22 protein-coding genes, 1 pseudogene and 1 other annotated feature are annotated in these 20,832 nt (G+C 34.0%); of the genes and pseudogenes, 7 read left to right on the plus strand and 16 right to left on the minus strand.

Annotated elements, in window-relative coordinates; all coding sequences use genetic code 11:
* Window positions 1-13: 13 nt before the first annotated feature.
* The 3 genes from ACVWY7_RS15325 to ACVWY7_RS15335 all read right to left on the minus strand — a co-directional run bounded on the left by ACVWY7_RS15325 (window position 14) and on the right by ACVWY7_RS15335 (window position 2,671).
* Window positions 14-1,672 (minus strand): putative ABC transporter permease subunit, encoded by a 1,659-nt coding sequence (locus ACVWY7_RS15325; RefSeq protein ID WP_105989459.1) that lies wholly within the window; start codon window positions 1,670-1,672, stop codon window positions 14-16.
* Window positions 1,665-2,390 carry an ABC transporter ATP-binding protein gene (locus ACVWY7_RS15330; RefSeq protein WP_000570056.1) on the minus strand — a complete coding sequence of 242 codons (726 nt, stop codon included), beginning with the start codon at window positions 2,388-2,390 and terminating at the stop codon, window positions 1,665-1,667. The genes ACVWY7_RS15325 and ACVWY7_RS15330 overlap by 8 nt, the downstream gene beginning before the upstream one ends.
* Before the next feature lie 86 nt (window positions 2,391-2,476).
* Window positions 2,477-2,671: a hypothetical protein gene (locus ACVWY7_RS15335; RefSeq protein WP_000935861.1), complete on the minus strand. Its 195-nt coding sequence runs from the start codon at window positions 2,669-2,671 to the stop codon at window positions 2,477-2,479.
* A 179-nt stretch (window positions 2,672-2,850) separates the two neighbouring features.
* On the opposite strand from ACVWY7_RS15335, the gene ACVWY7_RS15340 reads away from it, so the two are divergent.
* A complete protein-coding gene (locus ACVWY7_RS15340; RefSeq protein ID WP_000859221.1) occupies window positions 2,851-3,210 on the plus strand; it encodes a DUF3796 domain-containing protein in 360 nt (119 codons plus the stop codon).
* Entirely contained in the window at window positions 3,198-3,401 is a 204-nt protein-coding gene (locus ACVWY7_RS15345; RefSeq protein WP_000896295.1) for a helix-turn-helix transcriptional regulator, read from the plus strand. The genes ACVWY7_RS15340 and ACVWY7_RS15345 overlap by 13 nt, the downstream gene beginning before the upstream one ends.
* 55 nt (window positions 3,402-3,456) lie before the next feature.
* Here ACVWY7_RS15345 and ACVWY7_RS15350 read toward each other — a convergent pair whose 3' ends face one another.
* A complete protein-coding gene (locus tag ACVWY7_RS15350; RefSeq protein WP_105989460.1) occupies window positions 3,457-4,419 on the minus strand; it encodes a tubby C-terminal domain-like protein in 963 nt (320 codons plus the stop codon).
* A gap of 132 nt (window positions 4,420-4,551) precedes the next feature.
* A complete protein-coding gene (locus ACVWY7_RS15355; RefSeq protein ID WP_000875940.1) occupies window positions 4,552-5,262 on the minus strand; it encodes a YjjG family noncanonical pyrimidine nucleotidase in 711 nt (236 codons plus the stop codon).
* Window positions 5,263-5,601: 339 nt separating this feature from the next.
* On the opposite strand from ACVWY7_RS15355, the gene ACVWY7_RS15360 reads away from it, so the two are divergent.
* Window positions 5,602-6,027 carry a DUF1648 domain-containing protein gene (locus ACVWY7_RS15360; protein ID WP_000464975.1) on the plus strand — a complete coding sequence of 142 codons (426 nt, stop codon included), beginning with the start codon at window positions 5,602-5,604 and terminating at the stop codon, window positions 6,025-6,027.
* A gap of 95 nt (window positions 6,028-6,122) precedes the next feature.
* On the opposite strand, the gene ACVWY7_RS15365 is transcribed toward ACVWY7_RS15360, so the two are convergent.
* Window positions 6,123-7,145 carry a tyrosine-protein phosphatase gene (locus ACVWY7_RS15365; protein WP_002080177.1) on the minus strand — a complete coding sequence of 341 codons (1,023 nt, stop codon included), beginning with the start codon at window positions 7,143-7,145 and terminating at the stop codon, window positions 6,123-6,125.
* 188 nt (window positions 7,146-7,333) lie between these two features.
* Between ACVWY7_RS15365 and ACVWY7_RS15370 the strand changes: the two genes are divergently transcribed.
* Window positions 7,334-8,803, plus strand: a complete 1,470-nt coding sequence (locus ACVWY7_RS15370) for an RNA-guided endonuclease InsQ/TnpB family protein (RefSeq protein WP_105989461.1) — start codon at window positions 7,334-7,336, stop codon at window positions 8,801-8,803.
* 101 nt (window positions 8,804-8,904) lie between these two features.
* Here ACVWY7_RS15370 and ACVWY7_RS15375 read toward each other — a convergent pair whose 3' ends face one another.
* Window positions 8,905-9,744 (minus strand): hypothetical protein, encoded by an 840-nt coding sequence (locus ACVWY7_RS15375; protein WP_000917828.1) that lies wholly within the window; start codon window positions 9,742-9,744, stop codon window positions 8,905-8,907.
* A gap of 49 nt (window positions 9,745-9,793) precedes the next feature.
* Window positions 9,794-10,516, minus strand: coding sequence for a GNAT family N-acetyltransferase (locus ACVWY7_RS15380; RefSeq protein WP_000207389.1), 723 nt, complete (start codon window positions 10,514-10,516; stop codon window positions 9,794-9,796).
* A 123-nt stretch (window positions 10,517-10,639) separates the two neighbouring features.
* Here ACVWY7_RS15380 and ACVWY7_RS15385 point away from each other — a divergent pair, with 123 nt between their 5' ends.
* Together ACVWY7_RS15385 and ACVWY7_RS15390 are read left to right on the plus strand one after the other, a co-directional pair.
* On the plus strand, window positions 10,640-11,479 hold the full coding sequence (locus ACVWY7_RS15385) for a DUF2785 domain-containing protein (protein WP_000355496.1): 840 nt from the start codon (window positions 10,640-10,642) through the stop codon (window positions 11,477-11,479).
* A 17-nt stretch (window positions 11,480-11,496) separates the two neighbouring features.
* Window positions 11,497-11,958, plus strand: a complete 462-nt coding sequence (locus tag ACVWY7_RS15390; RefSeq protein WP_000540489.1) for an NUDIX hydrolase — start codon at window positions 11,497-11,499, stop codon at window positions 11,956-11,958.
* Window positions 11,959-12,056: 98 nt separating this feature from the next.
* On the opposite strand, the gene ACVWY7_RS15395 is transcribed toward ACVWY7_RS15390, so the two are convergent.
* The 8 genes and pseudogenes from ACVWY7_RS15395 to ACVWY7_RS15430 form a co-directional block, all read right to left on the minus strand.
* Window positions 12,057-12,437 (minus strand): VOC family protein, encoded by a 381-nt coding sequence (locus ACVWY7_RS15395; RefSeq protein ID WP_000687564.1) that lies wholly within the window; start codon window positions 12,435-12,437, stop codon window positions 12,057-12,059.
* 61 nt (window positions 12,438-12,498) lie between these two features.
* The gene (locus ACVWY7_RS15400; RefSeq protein WP_139242333.1) at window positions 12,499-13,527 is read right to left on the minus strand and encodes an ROK family transcriptional regulator; all 1,029 of its coding nucleotides are present in this window, start codon (window positions 13,525-13,527) and stop codon (window positions 12,499-12,501) included.
* A 136-nt stretch (window positions 13,528-13,663) separates the two neighbouring features.
* Window positions 13,664-13,782: pseudogene (locus tag ACVWY7_RS15405) on the minus strand (MFS transporter); the annotation flags it as partial.
* 167 nt (window positions 13,783-13,949) lie between these two features.
* Complete coding sequence (locus tag ACVWY7_RS15410; RefSeq protein ID WP_000845610.1) at window positions 13,950-14,513, minus strand: maltose O-acetyltransferase; 564 nt, start codon at window positions 14,511-14,513, stop codon at window positions 13,950-13,952.
* A gap of 306 nt (window positions 14,514-14,819) precedes the next feature.
* Window positions 14,820-17,309, minus strand: coding sequence for an ABC transporter permease (locus ACVWY7_RS15415; protein WP_212113738.1), 2,490 nt, complete (start codon window positions 17,307-17,309; stop codon window positions 14,820-14,822).
* On the minus strand, window positions 17,306-18,064 hold the full coding sequence (locus ACVWY7_RS15420) for an ABC transporter ATP-binding protein (RefSeq protein ID WP_000005815.1): 759 nt from the start codon (window positions 18,062-18,064) through the stop codon (window positions 17,306-17,308). Before ACVWY7_RS15420 ends, ACVWY7_RS15415 begins: the two co-directional genes overlap by 4 nt.
* Window positions 18,057-18,206, minus strand: coding sequence for a hypothetical protein (locus ACVWY7_RS15425; protein ID WP_000256359.1), 150 nt, complete (start codon window positions 18,204-18,206; stop codon window positions 18,057-18,059). The genes ACVWY7_RS15420 and ACVWY7_RS15425 overlap by 8 nt, the downstream gene beginning before the upstream one ends.
* A gap of 74 nt (window positions 18,207-18,280) precedes the next feature.
* Window positions 18,281-19,279 (minus strand): tryptophan--tRNA ligase, encoded by a 999-nt coding sequence (locus ACVWY7_RS15430; RefSeq protein ID WP_001280787.1) that lies wholly within the window; start codon window positions 19,277-19,279, stop codon window positions 18,281-18,283.
* Window positions 19,280-19,323: 44 nt separating this feature from the next.
* Window positions 19,324-19,531: a binding site (T-box leader), on the minus strand.
* 137 nt (window positions 19,532-19,668) lie between these two features.
* On the opposite strand from ACVWY7_RS15430, the gene ACVWY7_RS15435 reads away from it, so the two are divergent.
* Window positions 19,669-20,826 (plus strand): 1-deoxy-D-xylulose-5-phosphate reductoisomerase, encoded by a 1,158-nt coding sequence (locus ACVWY7_RS15435; protein WP_000241806.1) that lies wholly within the window; start codon window positions 19,669-19,671, stop codon window positions 20,824-20,826.
* The last annotated feature ends 6 nt before the right edge of the window (window positions 20,827-20,832 follow it).

Raw genomic sequence — 20,832 nt, forward strand, 5'->3', positions numbered from 1 at the left:
AGGATCTATCTTTTTATTCAATATTTGACAATATACGTTCTGCACCTAATTTTAAAATTTTAATAAAGATATAATTTACAATCGTAAACATTACAAATAAAACGATAAACATAACCCACAGTCCCACTTGAAGGAAGAAGTATAATAGACTTACTCCCGCTACAATAACTAAAGCTATTAAAATATTAGCTAAAAAATTCCACAAAGTTGTATAGCGACTCTTAAATAATTTCTGCTCTGTATCCCAATGTATATCTGCAGTTTGTGCATCCCAGCGTGTGCCGATTAAATTAATTAACAATAAACCGTTTGCACTTAATAAGAACCAAAGAACCATAAATACTGGAGAAATTCCCGCTACAACTGCCATCGTAATACCGAACACTGCTAAAATAATTACATTAATTAACCAAGCAGTGATCGCTTTCGCAAAAAAGATATCCGAAGCTTTTACTGGTAAATAACGATTCACAAACCAAGAGCTTCCATCACGTGAAAATGAAGTTGTTGCGATGACGTTACTTCCCATTAAAAATAGAGAGGCACAAAGGCCAACACCAATTGCAAGTCCTGCTGATTTTGGATTATCAATATATCCCGTGATCCATTTTAAATTCCCATCTTGCACGAATAAAATGAAGAACAACATAATCGGCATAACGAAAGTTTGTACGATACAATTTAAGAAAAATTGTGGTGTACGGAATAACGTTTTAAATTCTTTTTTCACATATGCTTTCAAATGTGAACTTTGTACCGTAGATTTCTGTAAGCCTTCTGCTGAAATGACTTCTTTTTTTGCTGTACTCGTTGAAAGTCCAATAACCCCTTTTAAATATGTACGCTCTGCAATGTAATAAAACAACACAAAAAATACAAATGAAATAACTGCAAAGATTATTACGTATAAAGGACCCTTCCAATTTGCATTTTCTACTAATGCTACTGCTCCAAAATATGTAGTTGGAAAATAGTTTGTCATTTGTACTAAAAGAGAAGACTGGTTGTTTGCAAGGTAATCCGCAATTGCATCTTCAGAAAACGAACTTTTATTTTTCCACTGCAAAAATACGTTAATTCCTACAATAAATAGTATACTTACGATTCCGATAAATATATTTCCTCGGTCTTTATTTTTCGCTATATTTGTATACCTCATAATAACTGTCATCAGTAACGAAGCTAATACTAATGGCACGATTGGGAAGAGTAAGTAAATGAAAATCATATATATGTAATATGTAATAAACGCGCCACTTTTTAAACCGTACGTAATGAAGATTGGTAATAAAATAAATGAACTCATTACGTATTGTGTAATTAATACTGTTAAAAATTTGGCTGAAATAATTTGCGCTGGTTTTAATGGTAATGGTAATAACATTTCAATGTCATTGCTGTAGTAAAATACAGTTAAAATGTTCGTAATACCCATTAAAAATACCCATATACTCGCAATCGCAAGTCCCATTGCGATAATCATTCCTGGATCTTGCCCTAAATGTATCATTCCCTCATACATTGCATGCGTGATAGAACCAAACAGTAAAAAGCCGACAAATAAAATAGCTGCAAATGAAAATACATACGCCCATCGCTTCTTCTTATCTGTTATAAAATCTGCATAATTTAATTTCAATAATACTTTCGTTAAAGTCCAAATTTTACTCATTGCCCGTCATCTCCAAGAACATTTTTTCAAGTGATTCATTGGATTTAAAATGATCTCTCATTTCATCTAAATTCCCTTTGAACTGCAAATTCCCCTTATTAATAATCGCGACGCGGTCACATAATTTTTCTGCCACTTCTAATACGTGTGTAGAGAAGAATACAATCTTTCCTTTATCCGCATGTTCTCTCATCATTTCTTTTAAAATATATGCAGATTTCGGATCAAGCCCCGTTAACGGTTCATCTAAAATCCATACATCTGGCTCATGCACGAGCACACCAATAATAACAATCTTTTGTCTCATACCGTGCGAGTAACTTTGTATTTGATCCGATAACGCATTGTAAAGATCAAATTTCTTCGCTAAGGACTCAATTCGTTCTTGTCGTACTTCTTTCGGCACTTCATACATATCTGCCATAAAGTTTAAATATTCAATTCCCTTTAATCGTAAAAACATATCTGGACTATCCGGGACATAACCAAACGTCCTTTTCGCTTCCATCGGATTTTTCATAATATCTATACCATTAATCGTAATCGTTCCTTTATCCACCCCATGGATACCAGTAATCATCTTAATTGTCGTTGATTTACCCGCACCATTTGGCCCTAAAAATCCAAAGATTTCTCCGCTAGGCACAGATAAACTTAAATCTTTTACTGCATAGGTAGAACCATTATAACTTTTTGACACATTCATAATTTCAATCATTCCATCCAATCCTTTCCTTAATTACCAAATAACTATATTAACATTATAGCATACTTATATTTTTACATTTTTGTATTTTTCAGTTTTTAACCTTTAAAATAAATATACAGACCTAACCCAACGATTAAAACAACAGCTAGTATAATATAAATCATCGTAAGTCTTCTAATATTCCCCTTTGTCGCTTTACTATAATTTGCATCACCCTTTCGCCCAATTAACACCGTCGCGACTACAGTAATCACTACAAGTAATACAACGATCATGATCCAATTTAGCATACCTTCCTCCCCCTCCTTACAACCATTTTACAATATTATCCTCTTTGTTTCGCAGTATATTTCCTCTTTTTACTATTATTATGAAGCAAACTGGAAAACTATTATTACCATTCCTATCCATATGTGATATATTTATAACATAATGTGATTTATTTCTAACATGATTAGGAGGAACTATCGTGAAAACAACTTGGATAAAATATTTAGGATTTCTTGGTTTCTTCGGTTTTCTTGGCTTTTTTTATGAAAAAGGATTGTTTACTATGTTTTGTTTCTTCTCCTTTTTCACCTCATATAGAACGGTTCAACACGATGAACTGTTTGAACAAATCGTTAATAAATCGTGCCGCAATGCCTTTATCGTTACGTTACTAACTACCGCTATCATTATGTTCATTGAAATGTTATTTCCAAACCCGGTGCTACAAGAAATTGATATCGCTCTTATTTTCGGCACACTTATTCTTACGTTCGGATTCTCTATGTTCTTTTACGATAAACCAGTTGATGAAATGGAAGATGCACCATGGCGTTCGTAACGAAAATAAAAGAATACCGCGCCAAATTGAACATGACGCAAGAAGATTTAGCGAAACAAGTTGGTGTACGTCGTGAAACAATTAGCCATCTCGAAAAAGGAAAATATAATCCTTCCTTGCAGCTTGCTCACGATATTGCAAGGGCACTTCATAGTACAATTGATGAGGTTTTTATTTTTGAGGATGAATAAAAAATACCAGCATTCTTTTCACAAAGAATACCGGTATTTTTCATTTATACAACGATCACCCATACAAAACCGCATGAAATACGCCTAACAGTAAGTATTGATCCTTTATATAATTTTCATCATATACATTCATCTCAATGTAATACATATCTTCCTCAAGACGAATATTCCAGTCTGCGATTACATAGCCTTTTCGTAATAACTTTCCCATCCCAAAAGTAGTTTTATGAACAACATATTCTTCTCTCTTATATGTAAAGGTAAATAAGAAATTTGCATCCAATAACTTTCCGTCACATACAAGGATTTCATGCTCTGCACCATGATTATCTTTGTACGTTACTAAAATCCTTCTTTGACGCTGCCTACTTACATCCTTTGCAATGACGCGAATATTGTCCTTACTATCCTTTATTTCATAAATGATATTACTACCGACTTTCGGAATGAAATCTAGCACTCTCATCAACGTATTTTTATAATAGCCCCGTACTACGCCTACTCCTTCGCTTTCATTGTAAACCTCAATAGGCACCGTATCCGCTTTACTATCACATAGTCGTTTGTAAGAAAGCTGCATCATTCGCTCTCCTCTTAAGTACTGATCAAACGTCACAGGATATTCTACCATGCGCAGTTCTTTATTTAACTCATATAAATAGCGTTGAACACTCTCCACTACTGTTGTAGTAGAGATACATTCCTGAAGCTCAAATTGTTGCCAGCTGGAAGAAACCCTCCACTGATTGTCCTCTTCATAGAAGAAACTAAGAATTGTCTCATCACGGTCAGGCGTTTCATAATTCATATGTACATTCTGCCCGTGTTGCACTTGCTCCATCCACTGTCCTAAATAAATGCCAAGCTCTGCAACCTTCATGCATGACTTTTGAAAAAGTACGCTGTCACCAGCATAAATCGTTACTTCTCCTTCGATAAAGCCCTTTGAATAGGCATCATATCGTGGTTCATCCTTTTGCGGGATATTCTTGTCTAACTCAAATGAAAACTTTAACATTCTTTATTCACCTCTAGTTGTTACACAGCTCTTTCCTAAATTGACCGCAGCAATTCAAAATATATCAACGATTTTTTCGATATATCGACGATTCGACAAAGAATATCGACTTATCAACAAATATCGACACGATTAAAATGATACTACCTTTTCTTCCGCCACTTCTACAAGTTCTAAAATTTGCAGCAGACTCTCCACTTCATAAGTCGGCTTAACACTTGCCTTATTCTCTTTCAAACTCGGATTATACCAACACGTATCAATGCCGTAGTCTTCTCCGCCTTTCATATCAGAAGTTAACGAATCTCCAACCATTAGTACACTTGATTTATCCGTAATCCCAAACTTTTCAAACGCATAATCAAAAATCTCACGTGCTGGTTTTTGATGGCCGACTTCTTCAGAAATAATGATATGTTCAAAGAAGTTACATAAAGGCGAATTTCCGATTCTAGATTGTTGCACCTTCGTATATCCATTCGTAATGATGCCTAGCTTGCAATGTTGTAGATTCTCACATAATTGCACTGCACCTTCAATAAGATGTACTTCTTTCCCTAAGTTTTCAAGATATATATCACTAAATTGCTGTGCATCTACTTCTATATTATGCAGTGCAAATAATTGTCTAAATCGATTTACCGCTAATTCACTTAGCGTAATCATTTTATTTTCTAAATCTCTCCATAACCCATTACTAATCTCTTTATAACTTGCAAGATAATCATTATACCCTGTAGGCATACCAAATTGTACAAACGCATTATGTAATGCGTTTCTTTCCGTTTCAGGGAAATCTAATAATGTATCGTCTACGTCGAATAATATAACTTTATATTTCATTATGCTCTCCTCAACTAGTACGTTATTTACAACTTGTATTTTCTCATTAATCAACTCTTAAGTCGAATTTTTTCTTTTACGAACAGCTACTATCCAGAGATCTTACAGTTGTTTAAAACACATGAGTCATGTTATTCAAAAATAATTAATTGTGAAAATACTATAAATTTGAGATAATTTGGATAATAGATTCAAATTATAAACTGGCAATCCAGGAACTGTATTACTCTAGTTCTTATAGGAAGGGAGCGGAAAAATATAGTAAATTCATGGGAAAGACCTAAAATAAAAATCCCAAAAACAAAAAGTGAATGGGTTGGAGATATTATTGGATATTCATTGTTCTTTGGATCCATCATTTTTTTAATTATCATTTGGGGAAGATTACCTGAGGAAGTACCCGCACATTATAACGCATATGGGGCTGTAGATCGTTGGGGATCAAAGTGGGAGCTTTTACTTCTACCAGGAATAGGAGCATTCATACTCCTTCTCATGCAGACTTTAGAAAAGTTTCCAGAAGTTCATAACTACCCAAAAAGATTTAATGAATCAAATGCGAAGCAGTTTTATTTAAACAGCAGAAAAATGCTTAATCAATTAAAAAATGTCTGTTTACTTATTTTTGCTTTCATCCAATTTGAAACAATTTCAATAGCTCTAGATTGGAGCGGCGGTTTTGGAAAATTATTTTTACCGATATTATTAATTGGGACAGCTATTCCAATTATTATAGGCATAATAAGGCAACGAAAAATTTCATAATGCGGACAACGATATTCGGTTATCCATCATTTTATGGAATAACATGATATCAACAATAAGAAAAGGAGGCTAATCCACATCAGCCTCCCTCCCCATTATTTATCTTCTAACAATAACACTTTCATTTCCTCTAACGACTCTTTCGTAAAGCCAAGTGCTTTTTCAGCATACGCTTCAACTGAACCATATTGCTTTTTAACTTCATTAATCGCAGCTTGTAAATACTCAGCACGCGCTTCGAACATCGCACCTAATATCGCTCTACTCTCATCGTTTTGTAGTTTTGCACCTAAAAAGGCCATCATTTTCTCATTTAACTTTTCACGGAAACCATTACTTAGTAAATAATCTTCCATTACTGTTTTCTCTGGTACACCTAGTAAAAGTAATAATAATGCTGATCCAAATCCAGTACGGTCTTTTCCAGCTGTACAATGGTTTACTAACGGTAAGTTTTCCGGGTTTTGTGCTAAGTTTAAGAAGCTCACGAACGCCTCATTACCACTTACGAAATCTTGATTCATTTTCACAAGATATTCGCCTGGTTTCCCTAACATAGAAAGGTCACCAACTTGGAAAAATTCATTTATATTCAAGTCTTTCGCTAAATCTTGCATAACTGGTAAGCACACTTGACGAGCACCTGTAATCTCAGGGTTCGGCTTATGCTTCACTTCAAAGTCTGTACGGTAATCACAAATTAACTTTAAGCCAGACTTTTGTAAATAGTCGATATCCCACTCTGTTAGTCCTGCTAATTCTTCAGAACGGTATAATTTACCCCATTTTACTTTACGGCCTTCTGTCGTTTCATATCCTCCCATATCACGGAAGTTAAACGCGCCTTGTAATGGCAGTCTACGCTCAGCTACTGTCACTGCTTGTCCATTACTACCTACTAGTCTAAAATATGGACGCTCATTTTCACTTAAATTTTCAATTGTATATGATGATTCTCCATTTACCGTTGCAAGTAACTCTCCATTTTCTTCAATATGATCTGGTGAAGTACTCCAATAAATGCGAACTTCTTCTATATTATTTTCCCACTTTATATGTAACGTATTCGTTTCATTTCTTTCTACAGTTGCTTGTAGCCAATGTCTTTGCTGCTCCATTCTTTCACCAACGCTTTCTCTTATAGTCAAATCTTATTCTATCATACCTTTCGAGAGGACTCCCACCTCTAAACGTAAGTGAAGGTGGTGAGGTGAATCGAAAGAAATATTTTATTTTCAAAAAAACAAAAAACAGAAACATACGTTCTTTTTTTTGCTATAATATCCTTAACAAGGAGGTGAATAAAATGGCAAAAGAAAATCCATCAAACTATAAAACTCTTCAAATCTGGATTAAAAAAGGGCATCGTATGTATTCTTATTTTCAAGAATGTTGTCATAACGCTAAGAACATGTACAATACCACAAACTTTTATATACGCCAGGTGTACACTGGATTAACACAAGAAAAAGAGTTGCAGCCTTTGCAAAAAGAAGTTCTGGCTAATATCCATAAAAATATTGGTAAGATGAATGACACACAACTTCTTGCCTATCAGAAGAAATTGGAAAAAGAGAAATTAAAACCTAAAGAAGAACAGAAAGAGATTACATGTAATTTGTTTTCAGAACCTAATTTTGAAAAACCTTATGTAGATTACAACTTTCTAGATGCACTATTTAAGGCTATGATTCAAAATGATTATCGAGCTTTGCCTACGCAATGTAGCCAGTCAATCATGAAAGGTGTGTTCCAAAATTGGAAATCTTTTTTTGCTAGTTTAAAAGACTATAAAAAGAATCCAAACAAATATGCTGGAATGCCTAGGATTCCAAAGTATATCCGTTCTTCTGAAAAAGAGATTCTGTATACAAACCAAGATTGCATCATTAAAAACGGTAGATTTTTAAAGTTTCCAAAGACGAAATTGCAATTAAATATTGGGAAACTAGGTTTCACTGAAGGTAAACTGAAACAAGTTCGTGTGATTCCAAAATACAATGAATATGTAGTGGAATTGGTAATTGATGTTCCTTCTGAACAACAAATGATTGAAGAGAATGCTCGTTATATGAGTATTGATTTAGGGATTGATAACCTTGCAACCATCGTAACAAACACAGGTATGAAACCTGTCCTTGTTAAGGGCAAACATGTCAAAAGCATAAATCAATATTACAACAAAATGAAGAGTCATTTTACAAGCGTTCTTAGAAATGGAAAACAAACGAATGAAAGACCTTTTACTTCTAAAAGGATAGAAAAACTTCATCAAAAACGTTATTTGAAAATAAAAGACGTCTTCCATAAAGTTAGTCACCATATCGTAAAACTAGCTCAAGAAGAAGAAGTTTGTAAAATCGTTATTGGTCAAAACAAAAATTGGAAACAAGAAACGAATATGGGAAAAAGAAATAACCAATCGTTTTGTCATATCCCACATAGTTTATTGATTCAAATGATTACATACAAAGCAAATGCTGTAGGCATTCAAGTTGTTGTAACTGAAGAATCATATACATCGAAAGCAAGTTTTCTGGATAACGACTTCATTCCAACGTATGGAGAAAATGACCAAAATACAACTTTTTCAGGAAAACGAATAAAGCGCGGCATATATCGTTCAGCAAATAAAACTTTAATTAATGCAGATGTAAATGCTGCGGCTAACATTTTACGAAAAGTAATCCCAAATGCATGGACAAATGGGATAGAGGGGTTAGGCGTAAAACAGCTCGCTAATGTGTTAACTCCCCTGACGTTAATCGTCCGTTAGGTCGAAACGTTAGAAACTCCCACTTCAAGCTTCGCTAAGTGGGGGAGTGTTCATTGTATTATAGGAATATCTACTTTGTCGTTCTCATTTTTCTTTTCATCTTACAAACAGGCAAAAAGTTCTTTCACTTGTTCAAAATTTGTACATGGATTCCCTCGAAATACGTATGCGATTTGTTCATTACCGAGGTTTTCATATACAACTGTTCCCCGATTAGGGTGCGAATAAAACTCTAACCCGTTTATAATTTGTTTTGGGCCATAATTCATTGTCCAAGAAGAAACAGGATAATACGCTTTGTTTTTATGGCGATAAACCCAAAGTGCATATAGTTCATTATCTTCATCCCAGTATACATATTGTATTTCATCATTTCCGAAACCAACTGATTCAAGTTTCCAACTTACCTTTTCATGAATTGATAATTTAACATAGGATACGTCTTCGGGAACATTCCACTCACGACATCTTCCTATCTCACCAATTTCACCTCTCTTCGCTTGAAAGCTTAATAAGTGAAACGGTGTATGTAATATCGTTTTTGCAAACTCCGTATGTACCGGTTGTAACCCGAATAGAAATCTTTCCATTTCATCTTGGTTTACATATCCACGATCAATTGAAATTTCAATTTGTGTTTTCCATTTAGATGTAACATAACTATCTTTTCCTTTATAATTTACACCTTTCCAATACACAATCGCTTTATATTGAAAACAATCTCCTTTTGCTTGAGAAATACAAGTGTCCGGAAATACCGGCTCCATTATATCGAGGAAAAATTCCTTTACCCGAAACATTCCAGTTGGAGTAACAATCTGAAACCAAAAAGTTTCCCACTTTTCACCTTCAAAACGTTCTGAAACTTTTTCAATTCTCCATCCTTCTAACAATACATTTGGATACAGTAAAACGAATGAATGCATGGATTGTTTTAACATATATATCCCTCCCGCTAAATGAGTTCGAGAGAGTACATCATTCATCCTCCTAAAACTTCCTCACATACCGCTCAGTACAACTAAGTAGCTGACATCCGTTCTTTTCAAAAACATCTTTCATCCACTCATTTTGTACATTTGTCTCACCAATATAATAAGAGGCACCTATTTCCTTTAAGACAAACATTGCACCTGTAAAGAATGCTGCTTCATACCCTTTATTTCGCATATTTGGAGCGACTGCAAAATACATTAATTTTCCTTCTTCTAGCGTCCCTCTCTCAATATGCGGAATTACAATTCCGATCGGCTCTTCATTAATACTCGCAGTTAAACAATGTTCTTTCCACTGCTCACCAATTTCTTGTAGCATCATATTTACAAATTGATCATAAGTGAGTTGTTCTTCCGTCATTTCGTTCCAAAGTGAATAAAAAGCATCTTCACCTACTTCTTCAATCAACTTAAAATCAATGTCACTTTCTACATCTTCTACTTCATATATATCCTTACATACAATCATGTTTTCAGTAACATATTCAAATGAATACGTTTCGAAACATTTCTTATACACATCATAATTTGGGCTTTTTGAAGAAATCTCAAAATGTATGTTTTCTATTCCCTCTTTTTCAGCCTCAGCAACGCAATATTGCATTATCTCCTTTAATTGCTCTTCTGTAAAAACTTCTGCATTATTTTCTTTTATCATGATTGAAGAATCATTTCTTCTTATTTTAAAATGTTTTTCTAACTGTTCTATCGTCGTCATATACTTCCCTCATCTATGTCATACTTGAATTTGTAATTGTTCTCCTTGCATGAGCAGGATTGTCCTTGAATATATAGAATACTAGAAAACATCGCATCTTTAAAGTGCGGAGGAGGTTCTCCATTGGATATTACAGAGCTGCAACAACAGTTAGAGCTTATACAACAAAATGACTATACGCAACTGCGACATATAGATATGAATGAGCTAACGCTCAATATGCTTCAGTATATCGGAACGACTGATAGTTACGTTCGTTACCAGCTTATATATAAATGTTTTGTACATTTTATTCATCATGAATTACTTATGGATGATCAGCTGAAATTGCTTTTACATACTTGTTTAAGTGATGAGTATTTATATTGTGACATTTACTCCCCGCATTCAGATGGGGTTTTCACACGTTCTTACACTGTTTCGTTAATTGCGTTAATACTCCAATTCGCTAACTCGCACTACTTTTTTACAGAGGAGGATATCGAAGAAATAAAAAATAAACTCATTACTTATACAAACTTAGAAACGGATTTTCGAGGCTATATTGAAAATAAAGGATGGGCTCATTGTCTTGCTCACGTATCTGATGCCTTTACGGAAATTGTTCATAATACGTATACAACTTTTGAATGGTACGAAGAGTTAATTCATTGTTTATTAAATAAAATCTTCATTCCATCTGACCTTTTTCATAATAACGAAGATGAACGCATCGTTACTCCTTTACTAGCGATGTTGTATCATGACTTTCCACAAGACGAGTTAATTTCTATTATTCATAAAAAAATAAAAAGACTTCCCCAAATTAGAAAACGCCTTTCACTTAATGAGTATTGTATTTTATGTGCCAACATTAAAACCTTTTTACGCACATTATTTTTCAGAACGAAAGATGATCATAACTTAGCCTTTACAGCACGTAAAACAGAAAGAATGTTAAAAGAACTTTCTAATTATTACTAGATATAAGGAGAACAACTATGGGTTATATTGAAGATATGAGAAATTTAGTAGGAAACCAGCCACTGATTTTAATAGGATCACACGCCATTATAGTAAATGAAAACAATGAAATATTGCTGCAGCTCCGCACCGACTTTAATCGCTGGGGTATTATTGGCGGCGCCTTGGAATATAACGAAACGTTAGAAGACGCTTTAAAGCGAGAAGTATATGAAGAAACTGGACTTATTATCAAAAATCCAGAACTATTCCGTACATACTCAGGACCAGATTTTTTTCAAATCTATCCAAACGGCGATCAAGTACACGGTGTACTCGTTGTTTATATTTGCCGAGAATTCAACGGTGAGCTTGTATGCGACCAAACGGAATCGAAAGAACTATGCTTCTTCTCACTGAATAAGTTACCGAGTAATCTTCCTCCTATTATTGAGAGGATTATTAATGAGTTTCAACAATTCAATTTATACGTGAAATAAAATGGATCTTCCTTTCATTTTATATAGTAATATAAAAACCTCATTTCTCGTCATTACAACGCGAAATGAGGTTTTTATCGTTTACCGTAAACAAAATGTTAGATTGTTATCTCAATCTGATTTCCTTCAGGATCACTTACTACACTTTCATAGTAACCATCCCCTGTAGTTCGTGGGCCGTTTAACACAGGGTACCCTGCTTCTCTTAATGTATTCGTTAATTCGTTCACCTTTTCTTTACTACCTACAGAAAAAGCAATATGCGCATATCCTATTGTTTGTGTTTGTAATGCATCATCTATCCCTACCTGCTTCATAAGTTCTAGACGCGCACCGCCTTCAAAAGTTATGAAATAAGATTCAAACTGCTTTTTCGGATTATGATATAAGCTATTTTCTTCGCCATTAAAGTACTGTTTATAAAAATCACGCATTCCTTCTAAATCATTCACCCAAATTGCTACATGTTCAATTTTCATAATCGACACCTTTTCTTTTATCTTATTCAACTAACAATTGAATGCTTCATTGCCAGCACATTTAATTTTCTTTATTCGTTCTCGTAATCATAAGATCCAGCCCTAGACTTTTTAATCCATATAAATAATCTTCTTTCCAATTACTCACTGTTATTTTCGGAATATGTTCCGCCGGAATGTACTGCGGACAACTTTTTACAATTTGCTCTATTACAAATTGATTCACTTCATCATCACAGAAGATAAAGGCATGAGGGTTAATAATAGCTATACATGTAGCTATTAAACGAGTAATAGCATCTATATTATATTCCTCTGGATTATTTGAATCTCCACTTCTCAAAGCTTGTAAGAAATTTTTATTATCATACTGCGGAACGAAAGATATCTCTCCTGAGAAAAACGTACTCCCTCGTACGACGTCTCCATTTACCATAATCCCCGCACCTGGTCCATTTTGACCTGAATACAAATATACAAGAGAGGAATTATCATAGTTTCCAGTGTTTTTATAATAACCAAGCACTGCGGCATTCATATCGTTTTCGATTACTACTGGTATAGAAAACTGTTCCTCCAAATGACTTTTCAAATTAAAATTTTGGAACTTTTCATATCCAGGAATATAAAAAATACGACCATTATCAACCGAACCAGGCACACCAATTGATATAGAGCTTATTTTCGGGAATGTAGCGATAAGACCTTCAATATGTTTAGATAATACATTTACGCCCGTATCAATTAACATACTTGAAGTACTCCCCTGTTCTTTTACTTCCCCTAAACAGTTAAAAATTGTATAGTTCGTCTCATTTTTTTCTAAAAATATCGCTAAACCTAACATATATTCTGGATTATATTCATATCGTTTCGCTCTTCTTCCACCACTTGAATCATCTAAACCAGCTAAAGTGACTTCACCATCTTGTTTCATTTTTTCTATAAATTTACTTATCGTTGGAAAACTGATTTCTAATGTATTACTAAGCTCAACTTTTGTTGCACTACCTCGCTCTAAAAGAACTTTACGAATGCCGCGAAGGATTGTCTCTTTAATCGATTTTTGAGTAACAAACTGTTCACTCAAATCGCTCACCACCTTAATCAACATACTTATTAAACCCTTTTAATAAGTTGCGTTGACAATATATCATACATCATTTTCTAAAGCAATTGAGATGATATATTTCCGCTGCACGCACTCTCTGTTTTGCTTGATGCATTCATACAATTCCAGATAAGAGAACAAATAATAAAACAGCTAACAAGGTATTACGTATTCCGAATGATTCCCCTAGTATACCTAGCCGACTAAAAAGGCTGTATAACCGATGATAGCAACTTACAGCAAACGAGAAAACCGGCAAAACAAATAAGAAAAAGAGCGTTTCAAGAAGTAAGTAATGTCTTCGTACGATTTTCCGCACTATTTTTCTTTATATGAAACATCTTTCACCTTTTCTATACGATACGACATCTGTTTATTCATGCACTCATAAAAAACGATTTCTATAAGTCTATCGTTTTAATAACTTTAGCTGGGTTACCTCCAACTACTACATTATTAGGTACATCTTTTGTCACAACTGCCCCTGAAGCAATTACAGCGTTATCTCCAATTGAAATACCAGGGTTAATAATAGCTCCCCCGCCAACCCAAACATTGTTACCAATCTTTACAGGCTTCCCATATTCTTTACCAGAATTCCGCTCTACCGGATGTAAAGGATGCGTAGCAGTATAAATGTGAACACCAGGTGCAAACATACAATGATCACCGATTCGAACTTCACAAACGTCTAAAATCACACAATTGAAATTTGCGAAAAAGCTCTTTCCAACATGGATATTGTAGCCGTAATCACAACGAAAATCAGGATTAATTTGGGCTTTCCCATCAGCTGAAGAACCTAAAAGCTGATTTAATAACGTAAAACGTCTCTCATCTCCCGTCTCCATCGCCTCGTTATAAAGGCGTGTTAAACGTTTTGCCTCCACCCTATCAGCTACTAATTCTTCGTCATCCGCAATATACATTTCTCCCGCTAACATCTTTTCTTTTTCTGTTTTCATAGAATCATCTCCTTTGTTATCGAATGAACCGCACTTATTAAACACCTTTAATAAGTGATTTTAATTATACTTATTAAACAAGTTTAAAAAGTATCCCTATAGTAGCATACTTTTTAATATATGCAACTAATAAGTTTCAAAAAGAAATGCGAACTCCTTACTTCACCTAATGATATTACTCGGTGGCATCTAACTAAAATAATGCACTATACATTTATGAATGAGCACATCAATATGAAAATCAACTTTTAATAAAAAGAGAGATTGACCCAAAAGTAGCTGAATAGCAACTTGGGTTAACCTCTTTTATTTATTATCCTTATTTAACTCTTCTACAATGTCCCTTTTTCCTATTCTATTAGCAAAAGGTATAAAAATAATAAAGACTATTCCAAACATCCCCGCTATTACCCTTAAGATAAGTTTGAAATCAAAAAATAAAGGTGTACGATCTATTATACTTACCATATAGGTTAATAATGCTCCTATAACAGCCCCTAGTACGATTCCAATAAGTACATATAAATTACCTTGCGTCAAAATAATTTGTACAACCCCTTTTTTCTTAACTGTTATTGCTCGTAAAATAGCAAACTCTTTTCTTTTAGATTGAATATTATTTATAAGTGTATTACATACCCCTAATGTCACACTAAACAAAATCACTACAATAACAACGATGAAAATAGACCACCTTTGCTGAAACATTAAATTAGATTGTTTTAATGATTGAGTATAACTACTTATTTTTAATTGTGGATATTGATCTTTCACTTTCTTTAATTGCTTCAACGTCTCTCTCTCATTATTTGAACTAATAAATGCACGCTCAAAAACTGTATAATCTTGTTTATATGTTACATTACTCCAATCCATGAGTACCGAAGGAGAATTTGGTAGTTCGTTAACAATTAATCCAACTTCTACCTTACCAATCGGTCTAACTTTTTGTTCCTGTTCTGAAAATAGACCCAATTGAATGATATCGCCTACATGAAGTTTATATCGCCCCGCTAACTCTTCTGTAACAATTATACTATTCTCCAAGTTTGCAGGTAGTTTTGGCAGTAATCCTTGCTTTTCCATTTCCTTTACATCACCTAAATTATAGTCAAAAGTAATATATTTTTCACCTTGCTTTAATTCTGCCAGTGAGTTCGTACTAATCGTACTAGCTCCTTTTACACTACTTATTTCTTTAAATATATTTTGTATATGAGGTGAGGAAATTGTTGAATCATTATTCAAACGATTTTCCACAACAATATGTGTTGGAAATTCTCGTTGTAAATATCTTTCATTATTTTTTTGCATCGTTTTAAATATAGTGGACCCGAAGACAACTATCACCATCATTGTACTTATCATTAAGATAACAAATGTATTTTTTCTTACTTGCGGAATTACATTTTTAATAGCAACAAATGTATTCCTTCCAAATATTTTTTTCATTATAGGTAGACATGCTATTAATATCGAAGAGAGATAAGTCGGAAATAAAATATATACTCCTAAAACGAGAAATATAGCTCCTATTAATATCACTATTGCCTGCGTATCTCCCGTATTTGCTACAAACCCACCTAAAACAGTTAAAAATAAGCTACTCATTAAAAGGAATTTCCCCATAATACTGCGTATTTTTTTATTAGAAAAATCGGATTCTTCATTCTCCCGCATAAGCTTTACTGGCAATATTTTCGAACTTCTGTATGACGGATATAACATAAACAGTTCAATAAAAAAGATACTAAAAATCACTGTTACAATTGCTATTTTATAGTCAAAATTCATTGAATTAATTTGAAAAGCAAATAAATGCTCTAGCCAACTTTGTAAAAAACGGTTACTTATTACAGCTAGTAACAAACCTAATATTCCACCAAAGAAATTGATTACACTACATTGAATAAATATAACTTTAAACATTTGTTTCGTTGTTGCTCCCATTGATCGCATAATAGCAAATTGACTTTTATATTTATATAAAAACACTTCAAAATTAGACACCAACAATAACGCAGTAATAATAAGTATTAATGTAGATAAAACGATTATAAAAATATGTAATGACGCTAAGTTACTTTTTAAAAACTCGTCTTCCTCCGCAATATCGATTCTTAATTCTTTGTCTATTTTATGAATTTCACTAGACAATGCTAGTACATCTGCATTCTCTTTTGCTTTTATTAACAAATAAGTAGCTTCATTGTGTTTACCCGTTTTTTCATATACGTGCTGTTTCATCGCACCTTCAGATAAAATAAGTATATCTGGAGCTGAACCTACAGCTTCTATATCAGGCAACACTTCTTTTACTACATATGATTTATTTTCGATTTCAATCTTTTCCCCAACTTTTACTTGTAAAGTTTCTGCTAATCCATCATTTAATGTTACTTCCTCATTTGATAGATTTTTAGAAAAGTGATATCGACTTTTAGATAATGAATCGTTTTGAACACCTACTGTATAAATAGCTGTATTCAATTTATTTACTTGCAAATGATTTACTAATACTTTTGACATGTATTCAACATTTTCTTGTTCCTTAATATTTTGTAGTAAAGATTTATCCATCAACTTATTTTGATTAGGGTTATATCCGACAGATAAATCCATATCTCCGTATACATTTTTCACTTCATTTATAACAGACTGTTTCGCATGACTCGAAAATACAATCATCGTAACAATTAGAGAAACAGCCAACATAACGCTAACTATAGAGGAAATAGCAGTGAATTTATTCGTCTTAAAAAAGCGTAAACTTAATCCTCGTACTGATTTTATCATTTTGATTTCTCCATTAATTTTTTGAATTTATCTAAAATAATATTCATATCATTTACTCCATGAGAACACGTATAATCATCAACAACTTCTCCATTATGAAAGAAGAGAACCCGATCTGCGTACGTAGCAATGTGGGGATCATGAGTAACAAGAATCATACTTTGATTAAATTTTTGTTTCATATCGACTAGTACTCGTAAAATATCATTAGACGTATTGAAATCTAAATTTCCAGTAGGTTCATCTGCAAGAACAATTGGAGGAGATGTTATTAACGCCCTACCAATTGCAACACGTTGTTGTTGTCCCCCAGAAAGCTGAACTGGTCGATGATTTCTCCAATTTACTAAACCAAGAACATCTAATATTTTATTTGTTTTTTCTCGTATCTCCTCTTCTGAATTAGCTGATAATATGAGGGGTAACGCAATATTTTCTTCTACAGATAAATCCTTTAATAAATGAAATGACTGGAATATAAATCCTATGTTATCCCTTCTATACTCTGTCGCATACGGTTCAATGAACATATTTTCAGGCACTTCACCATTTACATAGATAACCCCCTCATCAGGCTTATCTAGAGCACCAAGAATGTTTAATAATGTACTCTTTCCAGATCCACTCGTTCCCATTATGGCAAGGAGTTCTCCTTTATTTAACTCCAAAGATACATTTTGTAACGCCCTAACATTTGTATCTACACTCTCATATGTTTTACTTAAATCTTGAACTGCTAACACAACTTCACTCATCATTATTCACCTCAACATTATTAAGTTTTATTCCCTCCACCAAATTAACCTGAATTAAAATTTTTTCTTTTAAATTACTAGGTGGTACAATTTCTGTTCCTATTTGAACGAGCAACATTTTTAATTCGAGAATTGTAACCATTTTTATCCCTCCCTCAATCTATATTGGTAACAAATTGAAATTTCGTTCGATTTTTTAAAAAAATAAGGGAACGCTCAGCGTCCCCTCTCAAATCCAATCCGTTTTTTAATTCCCACCAAATTTGCCTTCGCGATTTCTCTTGCCCGTTCAGCACCTTTTTCCAACGCTTCATATAATAAATTCGGTTCATTCATATACATTGCATATTTCTCACGAGGTCCAGCTAACTCACGATCTACAACGCGAAACAACTCTTTCTTCACATCGCCCCATCCAATGCCAGTTTCATATTTTTCACGTAACGAATGCATTTCATCCTCTGTCGCAAATTCTTTATAAATCGTAAATAACGTTTCTAATTCTTTCGGTTCATTTGGAAGTGAAGAATCTGTTTTGATTTTAAATATTAACTTTCGTAGTTTTTCTTGCTCTGCAAATAATGGGATTACATTCCCATAACTTTTACTCATCTTTCTTCCATCAAGCCCTGGTAATATTGCGCCTTCTTCTTGTATGACATACTCTGGAAGTGTAAATGTCATGCCGAATGTATGGTTAAAATACGTGGCAATATCACGCGCAATTTCAATATGCTGAATTTGGTCTTTTCCGACTGGCACATGCGTAGCCTGAAATAGCAATATGTCAGCTGCCATTAAGATCGGATACGTATATAATCCCATATTCACTCCTGCATCGACCTCTAAACCCGCTTCTTTATTTTGCTCCACCTTCGCTTTATACGCATGAGCACGGTTCATAAGCCCTTTCGGAGTTAGGCAAGCTAATATCCAAGCTAATTCTAGAATCTCCGGCACTTCTGTTTGTCGGTAAAGAATAACATCTTCTCCAAGTCCAAGCGATAACCAAGTAGCAGCTACCTCTTTCGTATAACTACTAAACTGCCCCGGATCATGCACAGCATTTAACGCGTGATAATCTGCTATAAAATACAATGCTTTTCCTTCATTCTTCTTTGACATTTGCAACGCAGGTTTAATTGCACCAATATAATTTCCTAAATGCGGATAACCTGTCGGCTTAATTCCTGTTAACATTATTTTGTCACTCATCCTAACTCCTCCTTTCTCAAAATAAAAAGAGCCCCTCATCCTTAAAAAAGGACGAGAGACTCCTGCGGTACCACCTTAATTAGCTATCATTATAGCTCACTTCAACTTCTTAACGTGAAGCAACCGTCTTTACTTACTCATTTCAGTTAGAAGCTCCAGAGCCCATTCCATATTCATCCCTTACTGATTTCCACCACACATCAGCTCTCTAAAAAGTTTTGAATATGTACTCTTCTCTTTCATCGCTTTTCGTTATTTTTTACAGTTTATCACATTTCACTTCCAAACAAACCCGAATTTTCTATTTTATTTAGCAGGAATTTCCACTTCAATTGTCTAATACTATATAGGTTTGCAGAAATACTCGAAACAACTTTGGAGGTTTTTTCATGGTAAAATATATATCCATTTTAGGTTCAACAGGATCCATCGGCACATCGGCATTAGATGTCGTTTCAGCTCATCCCGAACATTTTAAAATCGTCGGTTTAACCGCAAATTATAATATCGAGCTTCTTGAACAACAAATCAAAACGTTTCAACCTCGCATTGTAAGCGTCGCGACAAAAGAATTAGCAGACACGCTTCGTACGCGTATTTCAACCAACACAAAAATCACATACGGAACAGATGGCTTAATTGCAGTAGCTACTCACCCTAATTCAAATCTTGTATTAAGTTCCGTCGTTGGTGTTTCAGGATTACTCCCAACAATTGAAGCATTAAAAGCGAAGAAAGATATTGCCATCGCTAATAAAGAAACGTTAGTTGCAGCTGGTCATATTGTAACTGAACTGGCCAAACAAAACGGATGTCGTTTAATTCCAGTCGATAGCGAACATTCAGCTATTTTCCAATGTTTAAACGGAGAAAATAATAAAGAAATTGACAAATTAATCGTTACAGCTTCTGGCGGTGCATTCCGTGATAAAACACGTGAAGAAATGAAAACTCTACAAGCAAAAGATGCTTTAAAGCACCCAAACTGGTTAATGGGGGCAAAACTAACGATTGATTCTGCCACGTTAATGAATAAAGGATTTGAAGTAATGGAAGCGAGATGGTTATTTGATATTCCTTATGAAAAAATTGATGTAATGATTCATAAAGAAAGTATTATTCATTCTTTAGTAGAATTTATCGATGGATCAGTTATAGCACAGCTCGGTGCTCCTGATATGAGGATGCCGATTCAATATGCGTTTCACTACCCTACTCGGCTACCTTCTTCCTATGAAAAATTAAATTTATTAGAAATCGGTAGTTTACATTTTGAAAAACCAAATTTAGAGAAGTTTCCTTGTCTACAATACGCATATGAATGTGGCAAAATTGGTGGTACTACTCCTGCTGTATTAAACGCAGCTAATGAAATTGCGAATGCACTATTCTTAAAAAATGAAATTGCCTTTTTCGATATTGAAAAAACAATTTACAAAACAGTTGAAGCCCATCATAACGTAAAAGATCCTTCACTAGATGCTATATTAGAAGCGGATCAATGGGCACGCCAATATGCAAATCAATTGTTAATAAAAAAGAGCTAAAACAGA

It is taken from the genome of Bacillus sp. TE9106W (assembly GCF_054062215.1).